This is a genomic window from Gallaecimonas pentaromativorans (genome assembly GCF_003751625.1).
GTDB lineage: Bacteria > Pseudomonadota > Gammaproteobacteria > Enterobacterales > Gallaecimonadaceae > Gallaecimonas > Gallaecimonas pentaromativorans.
Genome location: NZ_RJUL01000005.1, coordinates 111,831 through 129,430, shown reverse-complemented (window position 1 = coordinate 129,430; position 17,600 = coordinate 111,831). Strand labels below are relative to the sequence as shown.

Annotated in this window: 20 protein-coding genes; 14 read left to right on the top strand and 6 right to left on the bottom strand. The window is 59.3% G+C overall.

Features of this window, described 5'->3' with window-relative positions; genetic code table 11:
- Positions 1-15 precede the first annotated feature (15 nt).
- Complete coding sequence (locus EDC28_RS10460) at positions 16-519, top strand: hypothetical protein (protein WP_123421565.1); 504 nt, start codon at positions 16-18, stop codon at positions 517-519.
- Positions 520-574: 55 nt separating this feature from the next.
- On the opposite strand, the gene EDC28_RS10455 is transcribed toward EDC28_RS10460, so the two are convergent.
- Complete coding sequence (locus EDC28_RS10455) at positions 575-1,735, bottom strand: MFS transporter (protein ID WP_123421564.1); 1,161 nt, start codon at positions 1,733-1,735, stop codon at positions 575-577.
- 695 nt (positions 1,736-2,430) lie between these two features.
- Here EDC28_RS10455 and EDC28_RS20450 point away from each other — a divergent pair.
- From EDC28_RS20450 to EDC28_RS10440, 4 genes are all read left to right on the top strand, one after another.
- On the top strand, positions 2,431-2,754 hold the full coding sequence (locus tag EDC28_RS20450; protein WP_336391527.1) for a hypothetical protein: 324 nt from the start codon (positions 2,431-2,433) through the stop codon (positions 2,752-2,754).
- An 18-nt stretch (positions 2,755-2,772) separates the two neighbouring features.
- Entirely contained in the window at positions 2,773-2,976 is a 204-nt protein-coding gene (locus EDC28_RS20445) for a hypothetical protein (RefSeq protein ID WP_336391526.1), read from the top strand.
- 227 nt (positions 2,977-3,203) lie between these two features.
- The gene (locus EDC28_RS10445; protein ID WP_123421563.1) at positions 3,204-3,551 is read left to right on the top strand and encodes an LLM class flavin-dependent oxidoreductase; all 348 of its coding nucleotides are present in this window, start codon (positions 3,204-3,206) and stop codon (positions 3,549-3,551) included.
- 338 nt (positions 3,552-3,889) lie between these two features.
- Positions 3,890-4,249: a hypothetical protein gene (locus EDC28_RS10440; RefSeq protein ID WP_148049838.1), complete on the top strand. Its 360-nt coding sequence runs from the start codon at positions 3,890-3,892 to the stop codon at positions 4,247-4,249.
- A 32-nt stretch (positions 4,250-4,281) separates the two neighbouring features.
- Here the strand turns inward: EDC28_RS10440 and EDC28_RS10435 are convergent, their stop codons facing one another.
- Positions 4,282-5,172, bottom strand: a complete 891-nt coding sequence (locus tag EDC28_RS10435) for a LysR family transcriptional regulator (RefSeq protein ID WP_123421561.1) — start codon at positions 5,170-5,172, stop codon at positions 4,282-4,284.
- A 134-nt stretch (positions 5,173-5,306) separates the two neighbouring features.
- Here EDC28_RS10435 and EDC28_RS10430 point away from each other — a divergent pair, with 134 nt between their 5' ends.
- The 6 genes from EDC28_RS10430 to EDC28_RS10405 all read left to right on the top strand — a co-directional run bounded on the left by EDC28_RS10430 (position 5,307) and on the right by EDC28_RS10405 (position 11,052).
- Positions 5,307-5,720 carry a (R)-mandelonitrile lyase gene (locus EDC28_RS10430; RefSeq protein ID WP_336391530.1) on the top strand — a complete coding sequence of 138 codons (414 nt, stop codon included), beginning with the start codon at positions 5,307-5,309 and terminating at the stop codon, positions 5,718-5,720.
- Positions 5,721-6,106: 386 nt separating this feature from the next.
- Complete coding sequence (locus tag EDC28_RS10425; protein ID WP_123421560.1) at positions 6,107-7,003, top strand: LysR family transcriptional regulator; 897 nt, start codon at positions 6,107-6,109, stop codon at positions 7,001-7,003.
- Positions 7,004-7,031: 28 nt separating this feature from the next.
- Entirely contained in the window at positions 7,032-7,928 is an 897-nt protein-coding gene (locus tag EDC28_RS10420) for a LysR family transcriptional regulator (protein ID WP_050658363.1), read from the top strand.
- 329 nt (positions 7,929-8,257) lie between these two features.
- Positions 8,258-9,454 (top strand): MFS transporter, encoded by a 1,197-nt coding sequence (locus tag EDC28_RS10415; RefSeq protein WP_232338688.1) that lies wholly within the window; start codon positions 8,258-8,260, stop codon positions 9,452-9,454.
- A gap of 54 nt (positions 9,455-9,508) precedes the next feature.
- Positions 9,509-10,477, top strand: a complete 969-nt coding sequence (locus EDC28_RS10410) for an alpha/beta hydrolase (protein WP_123421559.1) — start codon at positions 9,509-9,511, stop codon at positions 10,475-10,477.
- Between the two features lie 140 nt (positions 10,478-10,617).
- Positions 10,618-11,052, top strand: a complete 435-nt coding sequence (locus EDC28_RS10405) for a MerR family transcriptional regulator (RefSeq protein WP_123421558.1) — start codon at positions 10,618-10,620, stop codon at positions 11,050-11,052.
- 46 nt (positions 11,053-11,098) lie between these two features.
- Here EDC28_RS10405 and EDC28_RS10400 read toward each other — a convergent pair whose 3' ends face one another.
- From EDC28_RS10400 to EDC28_RS10390, 3 genes are read right to left on the bottom strand one after another with little or no spacing between them, the layout of a single operon-like run.
- The gene (locus EDC28_RS10400; protein ID WP_123421557.1) at positions 11,099-12,517 is read right to left on the bottom strand and encodes a coniferyl aldehyde dehydrogenase; all 1,419 of its coding nucleotides are present in this window, start codon (positions 12,515-12,517) and stop codon (positions 11,099-11,101) included.
- A gap of 3 nt (positions 12,518-12,520) precedes the next feature.
- Positions 12,521-13,774: a saccharopine dehydrogenase family protein gene (locus tag EDC28_RS10395; RefSeq protein ID WP_123421556.1), complete on the bottom strand. Its 1,254-nt coding sequence runs from the start codon at positions 13,772-13,774 to the stop codon at positions 12,521-12,523.
- Complete coding sequence (locus tag EDC28_RS10390) at positions 13,771-14,658, bottom strand: hypothetical protein (RefSeq protein WP_336391525.1); 888 nt, start codon at positions 14,656-14,658, stop codon at positions 13,771-13,773. The genes EDC28_RS10395 and EDC28_RS10390 overlap by 4 nt, the downstream gene beginning before the upstream one ends.
- A 301-nt stretch (positions 14,659-14,959) precedes the next feature.
- On the opposite strand from EDC28_RS10390, the gene EDC28_RS10385 reads away from it, so the two are divergent.
- Positions 14,960-15,790: an alpha/beta fold hydrolase gene (locus EDC28_RS10385; RefSeq protein WP_123421554.1), complete on the top strand. Its 831-nt coding sequence runs from the start codon at positions 14,960-14,962 to the stop codon at positions 15,788-15,790.
- A gap of 127 nt (positions 15,791-15,917) precedes the next feature.
- Positions 15,918-16,829: an NAD-dependent epimerase/dehydratase family protein gene (locus EDC28_RS10380; RefSeq protein ID WP_123421553.1), complete on the top strand. Its 912-nt coding sequence runs from the start codon at positions 15,918-15,920 to the stop codon at positions 16,827-16,829.
- Here EDC28_RS10380 and EDC28_RS10375 read toward each other — a convergent pair.
- On the bottom strand, positions 16,822-17,124 hold the full coding sequence (locus tag EDC28_RS10375; RefSeq protein ID WP_123421552.1) for a hypothetical protein: 303 nt from the start codon (positions 17,122-17,124) through the stop codon (positions 16,822-16,824). The genes EDC28_RS10380 and EDC28_RS10375 overlap by 8 nt on opposite strands.
- A 212-nt stretch (positions 17,125-17,336) precedes the next feature.
- Here EDC28_RS10375 and EDC28_RS20000 point away from each other — a divergent pair, with 212 nt between their 5' ends.
- Positions 17,337-17,567: a hypothetical protein gene (locus EDC28_RS20000; protein WP_148049837.1), complete on the top strand. Its 231-nt coding sequence runs from the start codon at positions 17,337-17,339 to the stop codon at positions 17,565-17,567.
- The last annotated feature ends 33 nt before the right edge of the window (positions 17,568-17,600 follow it).

Sequence of the window (17,600 nt, the reverse complement as noted above, 5' to 3'; positions counted from 1 at the left end):
AAAGAGGTCTATCCCATGGCACACCCCATTTCCCCCCTTGGCGTGGTTCACACCCTGGTCAGCCTGGTCCCCATTGTGGCCGGGATCTACAGCTTCGTGCGCTTTCGCAAGATAGACACCAGCCAAACCCCCGGTAAGGTTTACTGGGTCAGCATGGTACTGGCCGTGTTGACCTCGTTCGGCGTCTCCAGCACCGGGGGCCTCAATGCCGGGCATGTCTTTGGGGTATTTATTCTGCTCATCATGTTCGGGGCCATGCTGGCGACTCGCCTGCGCTTTTTAGGCAAGCTGCGCCCCTACCTCTATACCTTTGGGCTGTCTTTTAGCTTTTACCTGTCCCTGGTACCGGGCACCAACGAGACCCTGACCCGGCTGCCGGTAGCGCACCCCTTGGCCAGCGCCCCCATGGCGCCGGTGGTGCTAAACACCCTGCTTATATTGCTGGCGCTCTTTGTGGTGGGTTTTGTGGTGCAGTGCCGGTTGATTTACCTGCAAAACCGCAACGCCAAGCTCGCCTGAGCGGTAACAAAAAGCGGCACAGGCCATAAAGCCTGTGCCGCTTTTTTAAAGGGTTTTAGCGCCTATTGGTCAGTTGCAGTACCGTTGCCACCAGTATAAAGCCGATGCCGGTAAGGCTAAGCCCAACCCAGCCCATAGCACCCACCATGATGCTGCCCACAGCAGTGCCGCTGGCGCCGCCCAAAAAGTAGCAGACCATATAAAGGGTATTTAACCGGCTACGGGCATTTTCAGACAGCGAATAGATGTTGTGCTGGTTGCTGACCATGCCAGAGCGGTTACCAATATCCACCAGCGCCATGGCAACCAGCAGCACCGTAATACTGGCCGGCACCAAGCCAATAAGGGCAAAAGCCAGCAGCACCAGCATGGCGCCAAAGAGGGTAACGGCCTTGGCATGCCAGCGGTCAACAGCCCGGCCGATATAGGGCGACGCCAGCAAGCCGGCAATGCCCACCAGGCCAAAGGAGCCGATTTGGGTGACCGACAAACTCAAGGGCGGCTCGCTGACCAACTCGGCCAGCGTCCCCCACAGGCTTGAGAAAGCAGCAAAAAAGCAAAAGCCGGTGAGGCTGGCCCGGCGCAACACGGGCTCGGTGCGAATGAGTGTCCAAAGAGACAAAAACAAGGCGCCAATGGACTGCTTTTGAGTCACTTTATGGGCCGGCACCCGGCCGCGCACGATAAACAGCAACACCAGGTTAAGCACGGCGGCCACCACAAACATGGTGCGCCAGCCCCAGATATCCCCCACCGCGCCGCTCAACGTTCTGGCAAACAGCAAACCGGCCGAAAGACCGCTCAGCAACGTGCCTATTACCGCCCCTCGGCTAGCCGAGTCGGTCACGGCGGTCGCCGCCGGGATAATGATTTGCGCCGACACCGCCGTCAGCCCCAGCAGCGCGCTGGCCAGTAGCAACCAGGCAAAGGACGGCGCCGCCGCTACCACCAGGGCGCTGGCGCCGTTGGCCAGCGCCAGGAAGGTCAGCAACTTGCGGCGATCAAAAAGATCCCCCAGCGGCACAAACATCAGCAGGCCCAAGGCGTAGCCCATCTGGGTAACGGTGGCTATCTGGCCGGAGTGCTCGGCGTTGCGGCCAAAGCTCTCTCCCATCAGTGCCAGCAACGGCTGGTTGTAGTAGATGTTGGCCACCGCCATTGCACAGGCCATAGCCAGTAAAAACAGCGTTGACCGGGGTAAACTGGCCTGTTGCATAAGGACTCCTGAGCGGATAAGAAAAAACGCCGCCAAGGCGTATATTCTCTGTTAACGAAAATGGTAAGGCTCTGCGGCGTTAAAAAAATGCCGGATGGCCTGAAATACAGCGATAAAACGAAAAGGCGACAATCCGACGAAAAAAAAGCTATCCGCCCTTTTACCCTGGCGCCTCGTGCTCATAATGTAAAATTAAGGCTCGATGGTGAGCGCTTTAACCCACAATAAAAACAACATTGAAACACCAAGGTATTCCCCTTTTCTTAAGCAAAAAGAAAAACCCAATACAGCGCCGGGGATGGTTAAAATTTAACAAAAAGGAAGGCTGCCCTCTATTATACCGGCGTATAGATTGACACCCTGCGCCACCATTGCCACTGTAGGCAGTGATGCTCTGCCAAACACCATGCCCCTTTTGCGCTCCGCCGCGGCTTATCGCCAAGCTCACTCCCCCGCAGCGTGGCTTATTGTTATCAATTCTCACAAAAAAGATGGCAGATGAACGAGCATAAAATGCCGTTTAACCCTGGCCATTCATTCGTATACCAAAGTGTGTCGCGCTGATTTCACAGTATAATTGTTGCTCCCTCACCAGCTGAGTAGTGTTGAAAGCGAAGGGTTAAGGCACGCCATATTTCGCCCGTCTTCATGGCAGAGAAATGCTGCCATTGTCACTTTCAGTTGAGGATTTAAAAATGAACGTTCTTGAAGATAAAATCCTGTCGCAGTCTGCATTTTCTTTCGACATCAATGTCCCTCTCGAGCAAGTCGATATTGCCGACTGGTTATTCAACCTGCCCGAAGCCGAATATCAGCGCTGCTGCGCGCCAGACCATATTTCAGCCGGCACCACCAGCACTGACGATGGCCGCCGCATGTCCATCAACGTTGAGCAAATTGGCACCGGCCTGGTGGTCCAACACTATGTCGCCGAAGAGGCAACACCAGCGTATTGCAAAATGAATTCCATCTCTGATGTGTTCACCAAAGCTGGTCGTACCCAGGTCAATGTGATTTAGGAGCTCATCGCCGAGGCGGTGGACGAGAAAACCACCCGTTACACCAACCGTGTGGTTTCCCACCCCACCGACGCCTTTATGGCCTTTATTGCCGAGAACGGCCAAACCTTTGAACAGGCCGCAGCGGCCCGCCAGGACGCCAGCGGCGACCACAACCAGCGTGAAACCCCATTGTTTGCCCAAAGCATTGCCCGCTGGGCAGAGAAGAAGCAAAAAGGCTGATTTTTAAAACCCGCTGTTACCTTTCCCCCAGGCCGGATGCCAAACCGCCACCGAGGTGAAAGCCGGTTCGCAAGATCTTATGAGTGAAAACGCTTCACTTTTAAGGCCTTGGGTGCCGCGAAGCTCCCTCAATATCTGTTCACCTGCGGTACCAAGCCCCCAACTCTTATTGCCGCAGGTGCCTCAATGGCGCTTGGTATTGCCTAGCGCCCCAAGGAGTGAGCGCCATGAGCAACAAACTGACACTGTCGATTTTGGACATCGGGCCTATTCCCTCGAACCAGTCGGCAAGCGATTGCTTCAACTCCATGCTGGAACTGGCCAAACTGGGCGAACGCCTCGGTTATCATCGCTATTGGCTGGCCGAGCACCATAACGTTAACGCCGTGGCAGCTAGCCATACCGCCAGCTTTGCCCCGGTTATTGGCGCTGCCACCAGCCGCATTCGCATTGGCGGCTGCATCCTGCTGGCCCGCTACCCGCCACTGTTGGTGGCCGAGCAAATGGGCCTGGTGGAAGCCTGCTTTCCCGGCCGGGTTAACCTTGGCATTGGCCGCTCAACCGGCGCCGACTGAACAACCAGCTCAGCGCTGCGAGGCGGCGCGCCAATGAAGACCAGCGAAGGGATGAGCAACGATCTGCTAAATTTGCTGGTTTTCATCCGCGCCGAGGGCACGGACAACGGCAAAGGCGAAGATGCCTTGACCGTCCAAGCGGTACCCAACACCACCAGCTCCCCGGCGCCCTGGATACTGGGCACTTCTTCGTACTCTGCGCCGATGGCAGCAGAGCCTGCCCTACCCTACCCTACGCCTTTGGCTATCACATCCGCGCCGAGGGCGCCAAAGAGGCCATTTCCTTATACAAGGCGCGCTTTAAACCCAGCATCTGGCTGACCGAGCCCAAGGCCTGAGTGCCGGCCATTGTGGTGGTGGGCGACACCGACCAGGAAGCCGAGCGCCTGGCACGCTCGCAGCTTTATTTTATGTCGGCCTTTCGCTCAGGCGAGCCGGTAGAGCCGCAGTTGCTGGCCGAAGAGGCCGACGAAGTGGAGTTTTCGCCCCGCTACCGGGGGCTGGTGGAGATGTTCCTGCGCTCGTGGATAATCGGCTCGCCGGATAACGCCGCGCGCCAGACGGCCAGCCTCGCCGAAGAACTTGGGGTCAGTGAAATGATGATAAACCTGGTTACTGCCGCTAATGCCTCGCAGCCGGCCAATCGCGCGCCCAACCGCGAATTTACCCTAAGGGCTCTGGCCGAACGGCTGCTGTGAGCCCAGACAAAGGCAGTGCCCACTTGCCTTTGTCACCTTAGTTTGAGCGCCTCTACTACCACTTTAAAGGCCGCCGTCTGCTGGCGCCGGCTGGGGTAATAAAGGTGATAGCCGTCAAAGGACTCGCACCAGTCGGCCAGCACCTCCACCAGCGCCCCGGCCGCAAGGTGCGGCTCCACCAGGGCATTGGGTAGCTGCGCAAGACCAATACCGGCCAGGCAAGCATCAAGGATTTGCAAAGAGCTGTTCATGATAAGGGGCCCGTTCACCCGTACCCGCGATTCTCGCCCGGCCTTTGAAAACTCCCAGGCATAAAGGCCACCGTAGGTGGGCAGGCGCAGGTTAATGCAGCGGTGCGCCGTTAGCGCCTCGGGGCTTTGTGGGGTGCCGGCTTCAGCCAGGTAGGCAGGAGACGCCACCGTCATCAGCCGCATCGGTGGCGCTATGGGCACCGCCACCATGTCGGCGGCGATCATGCCCCCTACTCTGACCCCGGCATCAAAACGCTCGGCAGCGATATCGGTGAGGCCGTAGTCGGTGATGAGCTCGATGGTCAGCTCAGGGTAGCTTGCCAACAGCGGCGCCAGTTTGGGCCACAGCACATGGCGGCAGGCAAACTCGTCGGCGGTGATGCGCACCGTGCCAGCCGGGTTGTCCCGCAGCTCGGCAAGGCTTGCCAGGTGGCCATCGATTTCTTCTAGCAGCGGCGCCACGCTTTGCAACAGCCGCTCACCGGCTTCGGTGCGGGTGACGCTACGGGTAGTGCGGGTCAATAGCCGCACCCCAAGGCGCTCTTCGAGGCTGCGCAAGGTCTGGCTCACCGCCGAAGGCGACACCCCCAGGTGGGCGGCAGCCCGGGTAAAGTTACCTTCACGGGCAACGGCCACAAAGACCTTGAGTTCGTCCAGACTCGGGCTTGTCATTATGAAGCTTATCTTAAAACAGGGTTCTTAATTAGCCATATTATCAGCACAATCAGACATTGCTATCTTGTTAGCTCCTCTTTCAACACAACCGGGAGCCGGTTATGAGCAATACCGATAGCAAAGACCTCGACATGCAGGTGCACCGCGCTGGTGCCAGCCCCGCCATCAAAGGCCCGACCGACTGGTTTACCGGCAATGTGCGCATTGACCGCATCTTCAATGCCCCCGGCCCGTCGCGCATCGGACTGGCGGTGGTGAACTTCGAGCCCGGCGCCCGCACCAACTGGCACTCCCATCCCCTCGGCCAGACCCTGCTAGTAACCGACGGTGTGGGCTGGACCCAATGTGAAGGCGGCCCGAAAACCGAAATCCGCCCCGGCGACCTTATCTGGTGCAACTGCGGTCGCCGCCACTGGCACGGCGCCACCGACACCACCGCGATGCAACACGTGGCAGTGCAAGAAGCGCTGGACGGCAGCCCGGTTACCTGGTTTGAGCCGGTGTCAGATGCAGACTACCTGGCAGGCCCGGTCAAAAAAGACTGAGCGCGCCTTTTACAAAGCCGGCCCCAAGGCCGGTTTTTTATGCCTCGCACCCCGCATTTATAACGCCACCTTGCCGAGCCAGCCAGACGCTTACCGCCCCCTGATGCACGCCAGCGCTTGGCTAAGCGCTGTCACCGTCTATGGCCGAGCCTTGGCGGCGCCGGCAGCATCAACCCAGCAGCATTGCCCAAGGAGGGCCAGCGATTAAGTGCACCCACCACAATACGGATATGAGCAAATCTCATATATCCGCTACAGCCCTTGCGGTACAAGGCCTAGCAAAAAACGCAATCTAAGGGTAAGGGGTGGGAGGCTTGCTATCTGGCGGGGCAAACACATAATTTGGAGCAGCATAATAGATGCCGTTTCATTGAGGACGCTCATAAGTGAGCCGCGAAAGTTACAGCGATCTGCTGGCGTTCATTGCCGTCGCCAAAGAGCGCAGTTTTACCCGGGCCGCCGCCAGCCTGGGCATTTCCCAGTCGGCCCTTAGCCACACCATTCGCAAACTCGAAGAGCGGCTGGGGATACGGCTGCTGACCCGCACCACCCGTAGTGTCTCCCCCACCCAGGCCGGTGAGCGGTTATTGACGCGAGTGGCCCCCCATTTCGAGGAAATTGATGCTGAATTGGCTGGCCTTAACGAGCTAAAAGAAAAGGCCTCCGGCAGCATCCGTATCTCTGCCAGCGACCATGCCATCGACACCATCCTTTGGCCCAAGCTGGCCCCCTTTTTAAAAGAGCACCCGGATATCCACGTGGAGCTCAACTCCGATTACGGCCTGACCGACATCGTCGAGCACCGTTTTGACGCCGGGGTGCGCTTTGGCGAGCGCCTTGGTAAAGACATGATAGCGGTGCGCATCGGAGCGGATCTGCGCATGGCAGCGGTAGCCTCGCCCGAGTATCTGGCCAGCCACGGCCACCCCAAGACGCCGCAAGACTTGGTAAAGCACAACTGCATCAACCTGCGCCTGCCCACCTACGGCGGCCTTTACGCCTGGGAGCTGGAAAAAGGCGAGCGCCAGCTTAATGTCAATGTGCAGGGGCAGTTGGTGTTCAACGGCGTGCTGCCCATTACCCGGGCAGCGATGCAGGGCTTTGGCATCGCCTTTTTGCCCGAAGACTGCTTTACCGAGCACATCGAAGACGGCGCTTTGGTGAGGCTGCTGGAAGACTGGTGCCCGCCATTTACCGGCTATCACCTTTACTACCCCAACCGCCGCCTGGCTTCACCGGTTTTCGATCTGGTGCTTGAGCAGCTGCGGGTATCCAGCCGCTAGCCCTTTAACCCAAAGGTAGTGACCCATTTTGGCAAGAGAAAACCTCAACGATCTGGTGGCCTTTGTCACCGTAGCCCGGGAGCGCAGCTTCACCCGGGCTGCCGCCCAGCTCGGCATATCCCAATCGGCGCTCAGCCACAGCATGCGCAACCTTGAAGCGCGGCTTGAGGTGCGGCTATTAACCCGCACCACCCGCAGCGTGTCGCTGACCGATTTGGGCCAGAAGTTTTTAGACGATCTAGGCCCAGACCTGGACGCCATTCAAGACAAGATCCAATCCATCAAAGACTTGAGTGACAAGCCCTCCGGCACCATCCGTATTTCCACCTCGGACATGGCTGTTTATGGCCTGCTGTGGCCCAAGCTCAAGTCCTTTCTAAAGGAGTACCCCGATATCCGCCTGGAGCTGATTGACGACTACGCCCTGGTGGACATCGTGGCCAAAGGTTTTGATGCCGGTACTCGGCTGGGAGAGCACTTGTCAGACGGCATGATCTCGGTGCGCATCGGCCCGGATGTGCGCTTTGCGCTGGTGGCCTCCCCTGACTACCTGGCTCAGCACCCGGCCCCGGCTCATCCCCATGATGTGATGGGCCACAGCTGCATTGGCCTGCGCCTGCCCACTCACGGCAACTTGTATGTGTGGGAGTTTGAAAAAGACGGCAAAGCCCTTAACGTCAAAGCCGATTGCCAACTGGTGTTTAGCCGTACCGAGCAGCAAATCATGGCTGCCCGCGAAGGCCAGGGGCTGGCCCACGTGCCGCGGGACATGGCCCAGCCCTATCTCGACAGCGGCGAGCTGGTCAGCCTGTTGGACGACTGGTTTCCGCTGTGGGACGGCTTTTACCTCTACTACCCCAGCCGCCGCCAGCCCTCCAAAGCTTTTGAGCTGCTGTTAAACAGGCTGCGCCACCACCAGCCCTGAGGCTTAGCCATCTAACAGCCCTTGCTCGGCAGCGGCCGGTTTTTCGGCCACGGTATCCCAGCCGGGTAAGGCGCTCTGATGACCAAAGCAGCAGCGTTAACCGGATTGATAAATACAGCGCCAGTCTCATTTCTTCGTCATCTCAACCGCAGAAAAAACAGAAAATAAAAGTAAAATCAAAAATTTACATTAATTAACCTGCCTCATAACCAATGTGAGGCGAATTCGCTTAATTTCTGCTCGGCGCTCCTTATCATGGCCTCTCCCATCTTTTATTTGCTTGTGCTGCCAGCAAGGCGCTGGCACAGAGTTTCGCTGTGGAGTGTGAAATGTCCCCGACCTTGTTGCCCGCCAAACAGATGTGGAGCGCCATTGGCTCCATGGCGCTTTGTGTGGCCATGCTGATTGCCTCGGAGTTTATGCCGGTCAGCCTGCTGACCCCAATTGCCGCCGATCTCAATGCCACCGACGGCATGGCTGGCCAGGCCATTTCCATCTCCGGTTTGTTCGCGGTGCTGACCAGCCTGCTGATCGCCCCCATTGCTGGCCGCTATGACCGCCGCCATGTGCTGCTGGCCATGACGGTACTGATGCTGGTGTCACTGGTGCTGATTGCCAGCGCCGCCAACTTCAGCCTGCTGATGGTGGCAAGGGCGCTGCTGGGCATGGCCGTTGGCGGCTTCTGGGCATTGTCCACGGCCACCGTTATTCAGCTGGTGCCCAAGGCCATGGTGGCCCGCGCCCTTGGCATGATTTACATGGGTAACGCCGTGGCCACCGCCTTTGCCGCGCCCATCGGCGCCTACCTAGGCGCCATTGTGGGCTGGCGCGCCATCTTCTGGGGGCTGGTGCCTTTGGTACTGTTGAACCTGGTTTGGCAGCTGCGGGCCATGCCCTCCATGCCGCCCAAGGCCGGCATTCCGGTATCCAGGGTCTTTGCCCTGTTAAAACGCCGCCATGTGGCCTTTGGCATGACCGCAGTGATGCTCACCTTCTCGGGCATGTTTGCCACCTTTACCTACCTTCGCCCCTTTTTGGAAACCCGTACCGGGGTTAGCGCCAGCCAGCTTTCACTATTGCTGCTGGGGCTGGGACTGGCCGGTTTTTTGGGCACCAAACTGGCCAGCAAGCTGCTGGAAAAAGAAAAGCTCTTTCCCATGCTGCGCTGGCTGCCGCTGGTGATCGCCGCCCTGACCCTGAGCCTGGTGTGGCTGGGGGGCCGGCTGGAAAGCGCCGCCGCGCTGATGATCGCCTGGGGCCTGGTGTTTTCGGCCATTCCGGTGTGCTGGTCGGCTTGGCTGGCCCACGCCATGGGCGATGACGCCGAGAGCGGTGGCGGCTTGATGGTGGCCGCTATCCAGCTCTCCATCATGCTCGGCGGCGCCGTGGGCGGCCTGCTGGTTGACCAAATCACCATTGTCGCCAGCTTCCTGTTTGGCAGCGCCATGCTGGTGTTGGCGTCCATGGTAATTGGCCCTGGCTTTAGGCTGGGGCGGCACCCGGCCCAGCCAGAAACCATCGATTAACCCCCGTTGCCCCTGGCAACCTCACCTTATCGACACCGCGTCAAAGGAACCGTTATGCCTCAAGATGCCAATAACTTTTATCAAAGCGACAAGGTCACTCAGCAAAGGGTGACCTTTCAAAACCAGTACCGGATGCAGGTAGTGGGCAACCTTTTTATCCCGAACGACTTGGATAAAACCCAGGCCCAGGCGGCGCTGGTAGTGGGCCACCCCATGGGGGCGGTCAAGGAGCAAAGCGCCAATCTCTACGCCACCAAAATGGCCGAGCAGGGCTTTGTCACCCTGGCGGTGGATCTGTCGTTTTGGGGAGAAAGTGAAGGCGAGCCACGCAACGCCGTTTCACCGGACCTTTACGCCGAAACCTTCAGTGCTGGCGTGGATTTCCTCGGCACCCGCCCCTTTGTCGATCGCCAGCGTATCGGCGGTATCGGCATTTGCGGCAGCGGCAGCTTTCTTATCAGCGCCGCCAAAATCGACCCCCGCCTCAAGGCCGTTGCCACCGTCAGCATGTACAACATGGGCGACGCCAACCGCCACGCCCTTCATAAATCCTTGAGCCTTGAAACGCGCAAGCAGGTGATAGCCGAAGCCGCCGAACAGCGTTATGTGGAATTTAGCGGTGGCGAGCCCCTGTACACCAGCGGCTCGCCCCATAAGATTGACGAAAACTCCCACCCCATCGAGCGTGAGTTTTTTGATTTCTACCGCACCGCGCGCGGGGAATTTACCCCCAAGAGCTCGTCACCGGCCCTGACCACTCACCCCACCCTTAGCAGCAATGTGAAGTTCATGAACTTCTATCCATTCAACGACATGGATGCCATTTCGCCGCGCCCGCTGCTGTTTATCACCGGCAGCGAAGCCCACTCGAAAGAGTTCAGTGAAGATGCCTATCAGCGCGCCATCGAGCCCAAGGAACTGTTTGTGGTGCCAGGCGCCGGCCATGTGGATTTGTATGACAGGGTTAGCCTTATCCCCTTTGACAAACTGACCGGCTTCTTCCGCCAGCACCTGCCGGAATAAAGGCGCCCAAGGGCGCTCTAAGCTCCTACCGAGGTACTGCCCTTTTCTTGGCAGTGCCCTAGCCTGACGCTTTATCCAAGGCAATATCGTTCTCATCAAGGTAACCTTGGGTAGGGCTTTTTAGGTATGAGCAAGGCAGCATGAATATTGGAGAGTTGGCAGAGCGCACCGGCCTGGCGCCATCGCGCATTCGCTTTTACGAACGCATTGGTCTTTTCAAACTGGTCAAGCGCAAGGCCAACGGCTATCGCAGCTATCCGCCCGAGGCGGTGCAGGCCTTACACCTTATCAGCAGCGCCCAGCAGGCGGGCTTTAGCCTGGACGAGCTGCGCACCCTGCTGCCACCGGATCTGAGCAGTTGGCAGCACCATGAACTGCTGGCGGCGCTAAAAGCCAAGGTGGCGGACATCGAAGCCTTGGAGGCGCGCCTTGCCAGCAGCAAGGGGCAACTGCTGGCCATTATCGAGGATATCGAGGCCAAGCCGGCGGGCATGGATTGCGCTACCAACGCCAAGCGGGTGCTGGCGCAGCTGCAACAGGGCCAAGACCGGCCAAAAGGCGAGCAAGACGATTGAAAAAAGCCGGGGTTTGCCCCGGCTTTTTGCTTTCAGCGGCTGGCTACTAGGGCCTTAACATCAGCGTCATAGTCCACTTGGCCAGCTTGCCAAAGGGCGCCCGCAGCAGCTTGGGCAAGGCCCAGCGGCCCTGGATAAAGACCCCTTTGCCGTGGCTCATGGCCCTGAAGCCTTCAATGCCGTGGTAGGCCCCCATGCCGCTGGGGCCGACGCCACCAAAGGGCAGGTCGTCCTGAACCACATGCAGCAAGGTGTTGTTGATGCCGACATTGCCCGAGGTGGTGCGGGCCAGCACGGCGGCGCATTGCTGGTCGGTGGCGCCAAAGTAATAGAGCGCCAGCGGCCGGGGCCGGGCATTGATAAAATCGATGGCTTCTTCCAGGGTGCGGTAGGTCAGCACTGGCAATACCGGGCCGAAGATCTCTTCTTGCATCACCGCCATCTGCGCCGTGGCCCCAAGAATAAGGGTGGGAGCCAGGGTACGGTCCCTGGGCTTTGCGGCCCTGTTCCCCAGAGTCAGTACCTCGGCGCCCTGGCGGCGGGCATCGTCAATCAGGCTATTGAGGCGGTCAAAGTGGCGCTGGTTGACGATGGCGGTGTAGTCGTCGCTGTCCGGCCCTTTGGGGTAGAGCCGGGCCACCGCCTGTTGGTAATGGGCTATGAAGGCGTCGCGTTCATCCTCGTGCACCAGGGCGTAATCAGGGGCGACGCAAGTTTGGCCGCCATTGGCCAACTTGCCGTAGGCAATATGGGCGGCGGCCTCAGCCTTGGCATAACCTGGGGCCACCAGGGCCGGGCTCTTGCCGCCCAGCTCCAGGGTCAGGGGCACCAGGTTGTCACTGGCTGACTGCATTATCTTGCGGCCCACCGCAGTGCTGCCGGTAAAAAACAGGTGGTCGAAGGGCAAGCGGCTGAAATCGGCGCCCAGCTCAGGCCCGCCCAGCACCACCGCCACTTCCTCTTTCGGGAAACTGGCCGCCAGCATTTCCTGCAATAGCGCACTGGTGCGCGGCGTCAGCTCCGACGGCTTGACCATGGCCCTGTTACCAGCGGCAAGGGCGGTAGCCAGGGGAATCAAGGTCAGGGACAGGGGGTAATTCCAGGGCGCCATGATGCCCACTACCCCCAGGGGCTGGTAGCTCACATAGGCCTTGCCTGATTGGTAGTAAAGGCCGACATGGCGGCGCTGCGGTTTCATAAAGCGGCGCAGCTTTTTACTCAGGTAGTCGATGGCCTGCACCACCCCCATCAGCTCCATGATGTCGGTTTCAAAGGCCGAACGGTGGCTAAAATCGGCGCTGATGGCGGCTTGAAAGCGCGCGCGGTAGGCCAGCACCGCTTTGCGCAAAGTAGCCAGCCGCACCTTGCGCTGGCCAAGGCTGGGCGCCGGTTCGGCAACAAAAGCGTGGCGCTGGGCGGCCAGCAAGGCCGGGAGATCTTGGTGGCTGTTAAGGGTGTCTTGCATGATTCAGTTCCCCTCGCCAAGCTCGAAGGTCATGCCGCTGTGGCGGCGCAGGCGGTCTAGATAACCCTCACCAAAGGCGCTGGCTGGAGTCCAAAAACCGCCGGGCCTGCCGGTTTTCTCACTGCCTGCTCGCATATTAAGAGCCAAAAAGAGGGCGGCCTGGCCCAGCATCTTGGCGGTGGCGCCATAGCCTGGGTCCCGGTCGCCGGTGACCTTGAGGCTAAGGGCCTGGCCAGCCTCGCCTTTGCCCCAAAAGCGCAGGTCAAAGTGGCCGGCCAACTGGGCCGCTTCGCTTGGGCCCTCGCCGGGTTTGGGCAGTAAGAAGCGCTGCATCAGGTAGCGGCCGGGTTTGACCAAGGCGCCCAGCATAAAGGTCCCCAGGGCCGCCACCACCCCAAAGGCCTTAAGGCGGCCCTTGAGACCGGGGCCGGTCAGCAGCGCCTCGTTGTAGCTAAAGCCCTGGCCGTAGGCCTGCCCCAAGAGGGCATTGGAGCGGTGCACCACCCGTTCGTTAACGGCGGCCATCAGAAAGGGCGCCGCCCAGGACTGGGCGTTGTGGTCGTATTCGGCGGCCTTGACTTGATGCTGGCGGGCACTGTTGACCGGCGCCGGTGGGCACAGGGAGTAGGGATTGTTGATGTCTTGGCGGATAGCCGGGTCGGCCAGGGCCTCTTCGATAAACTGCAATATACTGGCCACGGTGCCGCCGGAGGCGCCGCCCTTCATGGCCTTGACCCTCATGGTGATCTCGCCAAGGGGCTGACCCCAGCGTTTGACGGCTTCTTGCTGCAATAGCCACACCCCCATATCCGACGGCACAGAGTCAAAGCCGCAGCAATGGACGATTCGGGCGCCGCTGTGGCGGGCGGCGGCCTGGTATTTGTCCACCATTCGTTTTATCCACTGGGCTTCACCGGTGAGGTCACAATAGTCGGTGCCCCCCTCGGCGCAGGCCTTGATCAAAGGCTCGCCATAGAGGGCATAGGGGCCGACGGTGGACACCACGGCCCGGGTCTGGGCGCAAAGGGCGGCGATTTGACCGGCGTCGGTGGCGTCGCTTATCAGTATCGGCAGTTGCTGGCCCGCCTCGCCCAAGGCGGCTTTGAGCATCTCTAGCTTGGCGGCCGAGCGTCCGGCGATGGCCCAGCGCAGCGGTTCTTGGCTTTCTGCCAGGTACTGGCTCAAGTAGCGGGTCAAAATTTGGCCCACAAAGCTGGTGGCGCCAAATACCACCAGATCAAAACGGGGCGCTGTCATAGACGGGCTCCTAAAGGGGTGGGCAGATGCAGGGCCGATTGGGCGTCCTGCATCACATCAAAACGCAGCACCCGCCCCGCCCCCAGTTGTTGCAGCAAGGTGCTCAAGGGGCCTTGGCCCCGGGTCAATGTCAGCTTGCGTGGCAATAGCTGCTGGGCAAAGGCCAGGGTGTTGGTCTGCACCCGGGTTTGCTGCCAGCAGCCGTCAACCTGGTGGACCATGGTGGTCTGGCTCATATGGGACTGGCTGGGCACCCGGCTAAGGCGCGGCAGCGGCGCGCTGACCGCCAGGTCCACCTTGCCGTCTGGCCCCAGAATGCGGGCACTGGCCTTATCGCTTATCTCAAGGTCGATATCGGCCCGCCATTTGGGTAGCTGGTAGGCCTCGACTCCACGTACCCTTGCAATCTCGGTAGTGACCGGCAAGGCCAGCACATGGGCATGAAAATGACGCTGGCCCATGGCGCTAATGAGTTCACCCAGCTGTGAGCCCTTGGCACCTGGCGCCCGGATCACCACGGCGACCGAGGCCTCCTGGTAGGGGTCGTTGTCGCAAAGGTCGTAGGAGAAAAAAGTGAGCGCCACCAGCCCATAGCCGGGCAGGGCCCGCAAGGGTTCCAAAGGCACCGGCAAGGCTGCTTTGAGCTTGGCCAGGGGGGCCAGCATCAGCAGTTGCAGGTTTTGGCTGCGGTAGTAAAAGTTGGGGGCCCAAGTCAGGCCCACCCGCGAGTCGAGCTGGCGCTTGGGCAAGGTGCGAAACCAGCTGATATCCCCTGCCAAGGGGTCTTTGGCCACCTGGTCCAGATCCGGGTTCATGCGGTACCTATCGTAAAAGCCGCCGGCGATCACCGACACCTGTTGGCTGCCAAAGGTCACTTGGGTCATCTCTTTTTCCATCACCTTGCCTACCTTGATTTAAAACCCTGGCGCCACTCTAAGGTTAAATCTCACTTTAAGGTCAAGCCGGATAACGATAGGCGGTAGGTTGTGGTGGTCAATATTTGACCTTAAACCGCAGTTTAATCCTAGAGTGTAAGACGGGCTGACAAAGGAGTTGAGCCGGGCAACCGGCTGGCTGCCGGAATGGTCAGCCCGGGCTTGGCTGCAAGGTTAAGGCAGCCGGGCCGGTATGGCGGTCGGGTTCTTAGCCACGACTGCTTTCCCACTTTCACTAGGAGACGCGAACATGGCGTTTGTCACAACCCAAGACGGTGTCGAGATCTTCTATAAGGACTGGGGCCCCAAAGGGGCGCCGGTGATCATGTTTCACCACGGCTGGCCCCTGAGCGGCGACGATTGGGACGCCCAGATGCTGTTCTTCCTGGCCAAGGGCTTTCGGGTGGTGGCCCACGACAGGCGCGGCCATGGCCGCTCCAGCCAGGTGTGGGACGGCCACGACATGGACCACTATGCCGACGACGTGGCGGCAGTGGTTGCCCACCTTGACCTCCAAGGAGCCGTGCATGTGGGCCATTCCACCGGCGGCGGCGAGGTGGTCCATTACCTTGCTCGCCACGGCGAGCAGCGGGCCTCAAAAGCGGCCATCATCGCCGCCGTGCCGCCGCTGATGGTCCAGACCGACAGCAACCCAGGCGGCCTGCCCAAATCGGTGTTCGACGGCTTACAAGCCCAGCTCAAGGCCAACCGGGCCCAGTTCTACTACGACATCCCGGCCGGGCCTTTTTACGGTTACAACAGAGAAGGCGCCAGCCCTTCTGAAGGGGTTATCCTCAACTGGTGGCGCCAGGGGATGATGGGGGGCGCCAAGGCTCATTACGACGGCATAGTGGCCTTTTCCCAGACCGACTTTACCGAGAGCCTGAAAAGCCTGTCCTTGCCGGTGCTGGTGATGCACGGCGACGACGATCAGATAGTGCCCATAGACGCCTCTGGGCTGATGTCTGCCAAGCTGCTGAAAAACGGCACCTTAAAAGTCTATAAAGGGTTTTCCCACGGCATGCCCACCGTCAATGCCGACACCATCAATCAGGATCTGCTGGCCTTTATTCAGGGCTGAGGCTCGGCCAGGGATGGCCGCTTGATATTGCCCTTGGGGCGCCACCCACAAAAACCATTGACCTTAAAGCTGGCTTTAACCTTAGCCTTGGTGTCAGTGCAATAGTGAGTAAAAGAGGCAAGGCAAGATGCAAACCATACTGGGTGCCAGTGGGCAAATCGGCCAAGAACTGGCAAAGGCGCTAAAAGCGGACTTTACCGAGCAAATCCGCCTGGTCAGCCGCCGGCCGCAACAGGTTAACGGCAGCGACCAGCTGCTGAGCGCCGATCTGTTGGACGCCAGCCAGACCATGGACGCCGTCGCCGGCTCAGAGGTGGTCTACCTCACCGCCGGCCTGCCCATGGACACGGCGCTCTGGCAGGCCCAGTGGCCGCTTATCATGGAAAACGTCATCAACGCCTGCGCCGCCCATAAGGCCAAGCTGGTGTTCTTCGACAACACCTATATGTATCCCCAGACCAGTGCCCCCCAGACCGAAGAGACTCCCTTTGTGCCTTATGGCGCCAAGGGCCGGGTGCGGGGCGAGATTGCCAGTATGCTGCTTGACGCCATGGCAAAGGGCCGGGTGCAGGCCCTTATTTGCCGGGCCCCGGAATTTTACGGGCCGGGCAAGACCCAGAGCATCACCAACGCCACCGTCATCAACCCCTTGAAGGCCGGCAAAGCCGCCAAGGTGTTCCTGCGCGACGACACCCTTAGAAGCCTTATCTACACCCCCGATGCCAGCCGGGCCATGGCGCTGTTGGGCAACACCCCGGACGCCTTCGGCCAGACCTGGCACCTGCCTTGCGACGACAACCGCCTTACCTACCGCCAGTTTGTGACCCTGGCCGCCAAGGTGCTGGGGGCGGCCCCCCGCTACAAGGTGCTTAAGGCCTGGCAGCTCAAACTGGCCGGGCTGTTCAGCCAAACCTTGCGGGATGCGGCAGAACTCTTGCCCCGCTACCAGGTGGATAACCTTTTTGTATCGGACAAGTTCAAAGCGCGCTTTCCCGACTTTAAGGTCACGTCTTTTGAAGAAGGGCTCAGGGCTATATAGGCAGCTGTGGAAACAGCTCTTTTTCTTTATCCAGCGCCCAGGATTGGCGGAGCTGCGTCTCGGTGATGGGCGATTGCAGCCAGCGCAGCATGTTTTCCCACAGCCACTGGCAGGCAGGGCGAAAATACCCCATGTGGCCGATGCTGCAGCCATGCACCTCGATGTCTCTGTAGCTTTGCGGTTTAGGCCTTGATGAGGCGTCTCGCGATTGCGGCAGCGCCCACAGGTCGTCCCAAGCGTTGGCCCCCATGATGGGGGTGGTCACGCTGGCATATTGGGCTTTGAGATAGGCCATGCCTGGCCCCGGCACTCAAACCGAAAAAATAAAAAAGCGAATGGCGTTAATGCCATTTTAATTTTCCTTGTTTAAGCGGGATTTACTCAATAGACAACGCTTATCAAGCGGTAAATTCAAACGATTTCACAGCACTCCTGATATTTGCCAAGATCCAGCCATGGTTGTTTTTATTGCATGTTCACCAGGCTTATGACGAAAAGGGTATGAGAATGGCAATATTCAGCTCGTTTTTAACGGGGCGTTATTTACGGATCTCACTTTTAGATTCTTGTCATTTTCAATGTGAATACTGCGTTGATAAAAACGCGCAGCATTCATCCCTCAGCGCATCGGTTGCCCTGACCCTCAACGAACTGAGCCTGCTGATAAAAGCCTGGTCGGGAATTCAGATAATAAGTGCAACACTCATGGATGAACGGCGGGAGTTGGCCAACTGCTGACAGTGGTACGCTTCTTCTCGCCAAAGAAAGCAG

Bases quoted from the DNA above. Each gene is read 5' to 3' on its own strand.
- EDC28_RS10460 (WP_123421565.1), top strand. From the start codon at position 16: ATGGCACACCCCATTTCCCCCCTTGGCGTGGTTCACACCCTGGTCAGC.
- EDC28_RS10455 (WP_123421564.1), bottom strand. From the start codon at position 1,735: ATGCAACAGGCCAGTTTACCCCGGTCAACGCTGTTTTTACTGGCTATG.
- EDC28_RS20450 (WP_336391527.1), top strand. From the start codon at position 2,431: ATGAACGTTCTTGAAGATAAAATCCTGTCGCAGTCTGCATTTTCTTTC.
- EDC28_RS10445 (WP_123421563.1), top strand. From the start codon at position 3,204: ATGAGCAACAAACTGACACTGTCGATTTTGGACATCGGGCCTATTCCC.
- EDC28_RS10435 (WP_123421561.1), bottom strand. From the start codon at position 5,172: ATGACAAGCCCGAGTCTGGACGAACTCAAGGTCTTTGTGGCCGTTGCC.
- EDC28_RS10430 (WP_336391530.1), top strand. From the start codon at position 5,307: ATGCAGGTGCACCGCGCTGGTGCCAGCCCCGCCATCAAAGGCCCGACC.
- EDC28_RS10415 (WP_232338688.1), top strand. From the start codon at position 8,258: ATGTCCCCGACCTTGTTGCCCGCCAAACAGATGTGGAGCGCCATTGGC.
- EDC28_RS10410 (WP_123421559.1), top strand. From the start codon at position 9,509: ATGCCTCAAGATGCCAATAACTTTTATCAAAGCGACAAGGTCACTCAG.
- EDC28_RS10405 (WP_123421558.1), top strand. From the start codon at position 10,618: ATGAATATTGGAGAGTTGGCAGAGCGCACCGGCCTGGCGCCATCGCGC.
- EDC28_RS10400 (WP_123421557.1), bottom strand. From the start codon at position 12,517: ATGCAAGACACCCTTAACAGCCACCAAGATCTCCCGGCCTTGCTGGCC.
- EDC28_RS10395 (WP_123421556.1), bottom strand. From the start codon at position 13,774: ATGACAGCGCCCCGTTTTGATCTGGTGGTATTTGGCGCCACCAGCTTT.
- EDC28_RS10390 (WP_336391525.1), bottom strand. From the start codon at position 14,658: ATGACCCAAGTGACCTTTGGCAGCCAACAGGTGTCGGTGATCGCCGGC.
- EDC28_RS10385 (WP_123421554.1), top strand. From the start codon at position 14,960: ATGGCGTTTGTCACAACCCAAGACGGTGTCGAGATCTTCTATAAGGAC.
- EDC28_RS10380 (WP_123421553.1), top strand. From the start codon at position 15,918: ATGCAAACCATACTGGGTGCCAGTGGGCAAATCGGCCAAGAACTGGCA.
- EDC28_RS10375 (WP_123421552.1), bottom strand. From the start codon at position 17,124: ATGGCCTATCTCAAAGCCCAATATGCCAGCGTGACCACCCCCATCATG.
- EDC28_RS20000 (WP_148049837.1), top strand. From the start codon at position 17,337: ATGGCAATATTCAGCTCGTTTTTAACGGGGCGTTATTTACGGATCTCA.